Below are 4246 nucleotides of genomic sequence, written 5' to 3' on the forward strand. Positions count from 1 at the left end.
GCAATATCCATCGCCGCCTGCTGGCCCTTGGTCAAAACCGCGAAATTGGCGGTGGTGCCGATCGACAGCGTCGCCATCCGGTAGTCCAGCGCTTCGATGCTCTCGACCGGCTTGCCATTGAGTTGCAGCACCACGTCGCCGGGCTTGAGTCCTGCCTTGCCGGCCGGACCGGTCGCCTCGACCGACGAGACCAGCGCACCGGTCGGCTTCTCCATGCCGAGCGATTCGGCGATCTGCGGCGTCACCGATTCGAACTCGGCGCCGATATAGGGCCGTTCGAAGAAGTCGAGCCCGGCCTTGGCCGCGTCGGCAAAAGCGCGGACCATATTCGAGGGAATGGCGAAGCCGATGCCGATCGAACCGCCGCTGCGGCTGTAGATGGCGGTGTTGATGCCGACCAGCTGGCCGCCCATGTTGATCAGCGCGCCGCCGGAATTGCCAGGATTGATGGCGGCGTCGGTCTGGATGAAGAAGCTGGAATCGGAGACGCCGATATGGCTGCGGGCCAGTGCCGAGACGATGCCGCTGGTGGTGGTCTGGCCGACGCCGAAGGGGTTGCCGATGGCCAGCAACAGGTCGCCGACCTCAAGCGCGTCGGAATCGCCGATGGCGATAACCGGAAACGGCTTGTCCGAGGTGATCTTGAGCACGGCGAGGTCGAGTGTCTCGTCCTTGAGCAGCACCTTGCTGTCGAACTCACGCCCATCAGCGGTCGCCACCTTGACCCGGTCGGCATCCTTGATGACGTGGTAATTGGTGACCACGACGCCGGTCGGATCGACCAGCACGCCGGAGCCGAGCGAAGACTGTGCACGCGGCTGCGAGCGACCGAAGAATTCCTCGAAGAACGGATCGCCGTCGAAAGGCGACGTGACCTTGGCCGTCTGCGAGGCATAGACGTTGACCACGGCCGGGGCTGTCTGCTTGACCAGCGGCGCAAACGACAATTGCACCTCCTCGCGGCCGAAGGGTACGCGCTTGTCGGGACCAGCCGTGGCGTTTTCGCCTTCCACGCCATGCAGCAGGTCGGTCAGCACATCGGACAGGCCGGGATCGGTCTTCGTCTCCTCGGCCAATGCCTGCCTGACCACCGGTGCGGCCGCAAACGCCATGATGGCGAAAAGCAGAACAAGGGGCAGTCTTCTGGCGCGCATTCGCGAATCCTCCAAGGCAAGTTCGGGGGCATTGTCCCGACGATTGTGCAAAATGAAAGGCTAAGCCGCTGAAATCCGACTATTTGGGCAGCAAAACAGCTACAGCTGACCTTGAAACCGAAAACCTCGTGGCCCTGATGAAAAAACAACTCCTGTCTTTCCGTGACTTTTTGAAGACCGGCAGCTTGGGGCCGATCTCCCCCGACATGACAATGGCCGAGATTATCGAAGTGCTCGGCATGCCTGAGCATGTCGATCCAGATTACTGGACGTTCGGAAAGCTCGAAATTTCCTTTGATATCACGCCGCCTCGCCAGATGAACTGGTTTCAAATTGAGCAGGCCAGTTACCTCAAAGGCGATTTGGAGGCTCTCACCACTCGCTTTGCACTCTCCCTGGACGGGTTCAGCGGAAAGACAAAGCCATCAGAGTTCCTGGGTGCCGGCCTTTGGACTCCAGATCAGGCCAAGGTTTTCTACGCGGCATCCGGCCATGACATCGGGATGAACATCTGCGCCGGACCGATTCAGATACATTTTCATGTGGCTGCCGACTTCATCGGCAACCAAGATGCCGAAACCTATTTGAAGGCCTCCTCCCCGTCGCAAGCGATGGCGAAAATCGATTCTCGAGCCGTCCTCGACAGTATCTATTCATATCCTTACCCGAACACTGAAGAGGTACCGGGTGCATTCGATTGGAAGCTGTTGAGCGGAAGCCAGTACCTGGCGCTGGCCGATGGACAGCAAACATCGGCAAACAAAAAAGGGGCCCGCAGGCCCCTTTGAACTCATTTGGGAAAACCGAGCCTTATGCGGCTGCGGCGTCCGCGTCAGCGCTTTCGGCTTCGATGCGAGCGCGGTCGCCGGCGCCTTTGGCCGAAACGTCGCGATCGACGAACTCGATGACGGCCATGGCGGCGTTGTCACCGTGACGGAAGCCCGCCTTCATGATGCGCAGATAGCCGCCATTGCGGTTGGCGTAGCGCGGCGCGATGGTGTCGAACAGACGCTTGACGACGCCTTCATGGCCGATCTGGGCAATGACCTGGCGGCGGGCATGCAGGTCGCCGCGCTTGCCGAGCGTCACCAGCTTCTCGACGATCGGACGCAGGTCCTTCGCCTTCGGCAAGGTCGTGACGATCTGCTCGTGCTCGAGCAGCGACACGGCGAGGTTGGCGAACATCGACTTGCGATGGCTAATGCTTCGGGCGAAGCGACGGCCTTTGAAACCGTGGCGCATGGCTCTTTTCCTTCTTCAGTTGTTCAAGAGGCCGCGGCCTCTGATGGTTTTCCGCATGACCGTCGGATCGAGCGGCCCACGCCGCCCATCCTTGGAATTCATGCTCAATATTGGTCTTCGTAACGCTTAGCGAGATCTTCGATGTTTTCCGGCGGCCAGTCCGGCACTTCCATGCCGAGGTGCAAGCCCATCGCCGCCAAGACTTCCTTGATCTCGTTCAGCGACTTGCGGCCGAAGTTCGGGGTGCGCAGCATCTCGGCTTCGGTCTTCTGGATCAGGTCGCCGATATAGACGATGTTGTCGTTCTTCAGGCAGTTGGCCGAACGCACCGAAAGCTCGAGTTCGTCGACCTTCTTGAGCAGCGCCGGGTTGAAGGCGAGCTCGGTGACGGCCTCGGCGGCGACTTCCTTCTGCGGCTCGTCGAAGTTGACGAACAGGCCGAGCTGGTCCTGCAGGATGCGGGCGGCGAAAGCCACCGCGTCCTCGCCGGTGATCGAACCGTCGGTGTCGATCGTCATGGTCAGCTTGTCATAGTCGAGAACCTGGCCCTCGCGGGTGTTCTCGACCTTGTAGGAGACCTTCTTGACCGGCGAATAAAGGCTGTCGACCGGGATCAAGCCGATCGGCGCGTCTTCGGCGCGGTTGCGGTCGGCCGGCACGTAACCCTTGCCGGTGTCGACGGTGAATTCCATGCGGATTTCAGCGCCTTCGTCCAGCGTGCAGATGACGTGGTCGGGGTTGAGGATCTCGACGTCGCCAACCGTCTGGATGTCGCCGGCAAGAACAGCACCCGGTCCCTGCTTGCGAACGACCATGCGCTTGGGACCATCGCCTTCCATGCGGATGGCGATTTCCTTGATATTCAAGACGATGTCGGTCACGTCCTCGCGCACGCCGGCGATGGACGAGAATTCATGCAGAACGCCGTCGATCTGCACGGCGGTAACAGCCGCACCGCGCAGCGAAGACAGAAGCACGCGGCGCAGCGCGTTGCCCAGCGTCAGGCCAAAGCCACGCTCGAGAGGCTCGGCGACCAGCGTGGTCAGCGTCTTCTTCTTCGACGAGAACTCGATCTTGTTCGGCTTGATCAGTTCCTGCCAATTTTTCTGGATCATGATGCTTTCCTTCCGTTGACCCGCCACCATCCAATCGTGGCGGGCGACCTGGAATGCCGCGGAGGAGCGCCCAAGGGCGCTCGCGCGGCGTTCGGTAAATGCTTAGACGCGACGCTTCTTGCGCGGGCGGCAGCCATTGTGCGGGATCGGCGTCACATCACGGATCGAGGTGATGGTGAAGCCGGCCGCCTGCAGGGCGCGCAATGCCGATTCACGACCGGAGCCGGGTCCGCAGACCTCGACTTCGAGCATGCGCATGCCGTGTTCCTGGGCCTTCTTGGCAACATCCTCGGCAGCCATCTGGGCAGCGAACGGGGTCGACTTGCGCGAACCCTTGAAGCCCTGGGCACCGGCCGACGACCAGGCAATCGAATTGCCCTGCGCGTCGGTGATGGTGATCATCGTGTTGTTGAAGGTCGAATTGACGTGGGCAACGCCCGACGAGATGTTCTTGCGTTCGCGACGGCGAACACGAGCGGCTTCCTTGGCCATGATAGTCCTTTCAGTTGATCTCTACACCGCCGTAATGCCAGCGGCTCCACCTTCGTAAGGAAGTAGGGGAATAGGGCAGTAAGGGAGTAGGGAAAAGTGCGACCCGACTGGCGGGCATTCCCTACTGCCTTACTCCCCTACTCCCTTATTCCCCTAAAAAATTACTTCTTCTTGCCGGCGATCGACTTGGCCGGGCCCTTGCGGGTGCGCGCATTGGTATGCGTGCGCTGGCCGCGGACCGGC

Annotated in this window: 5 protein-coding genes and 1 pseudogene; 1 reads left to right on the forward strand and 5 read right to left on the reverse strand. The window is 60.9% G+C overall.

What is annotated here, in order from left to right; all coding sequences use genetic code 11:
• On the reverse strand, positions 1–1154 hold a 1154-nt coding region (locus tag EN984_RS24575; protein WP_127384006.1), incomplete at its 3' end, for a trypsin-like peptidase domain-containing protein.
• Positions 1155–1237: 83 nt separating this feature from the next.
• Here EN984_RS24575 and EN984_RS24580 point away from each other — a divergent pair.
• Positions 1238–1942 carry a hypothetical protein gene (locus EN984_RS24580; protein ID WP_127271593.1) on the forward strand — a complete coding sequence of 235 codons (705 nt, stop codon included), beginning with the start codon at positions 1238–1240 and terminating at the stop codon, positions 1940–1942.
• Between the two features lie 22 nt (positions 1943–1964).
• Here EN984_RS24580 and rplQ read toward each other — a convergent pair whose 3' ends face one another.
• The 4 genes and pseudogenes from rplQ to EN984_RS24600 form a co-directional block, all read right to left on the reverse strand.
• A complete protein-coding gene (gene rplQ, locus EN984_RS24585) occupies positions 1965–2396 on the reverse strand; it encodes a 50S ribosomal protein L17 (RefSeq protein ID WP_127384007.1) in 432 nt (143 codons plus the stop codon).
• 104 nt (positions 2397–2500) lie between these two features.
• The gene (locus EN984_RS24590; protein ID WP_023812081.1) at positions 2501–3511 is read right to left on the reverse strand and encodes a DNA-directed RNA polymerase subunit alpha; all 1011 of its coding nucleotides are present in this window, start codon (positions 3509–3511) and stop codon (positions 2501–2503) included.
• 102 nt (positions 3512–3613) lie between these two features.
• Positions 3614–4003, reverse strand: coding sequence for a 30S ribosomal protein S11 (gene rpsK / locus EN984_RS24595; RefSeq protein WP_006205444.1), 390 nt, complete (start codon positions 4001–4003; stop codon positions 3614–3616).
• A 161-nt stretch (positions 4004–4164) separates the two neighbouring features.
• Positions 4165–4246, reverse strand: a pseudogene (locus tag EN984_RS24600) (30S ribosomal protein S13); the annotation flags it as partial.

The sequence above is a fragment of the Mesorhizobium sp. M7A.F.Ca.CA.004.12.1.1 genome (assembly GCF_003997835.1).
Taxonomy (GTDB): Bacteria; Pseudomonadota; Alphaproteobacteria; order Rhizobiales; family Rhizobiaceae; genus Mesorhizobium.

Coding starts and splice junctions, on each gene's coding strand:
- rplQ (WP_127384007.1), bottom strand. CDS start 2,396: ATGCGCCACGGTTTCAAAGGCCGTCGCTTCGCCCGAAGCATTAGCCAT.
- EN984_RS24590 (WP_023812081.1), bottom strand. CDS start 3,511: ATGATCCAGAAAAATTGGCAGGAACTGATCAAGCCGAACAAGATCGAG.
- rpsK (WP_006205444.1), bottom strand. CDS start 4,003: ATGGCCAAGGAAGCCGCTCGTGTTCGCCGTCGCGAACGCAAGAACATC.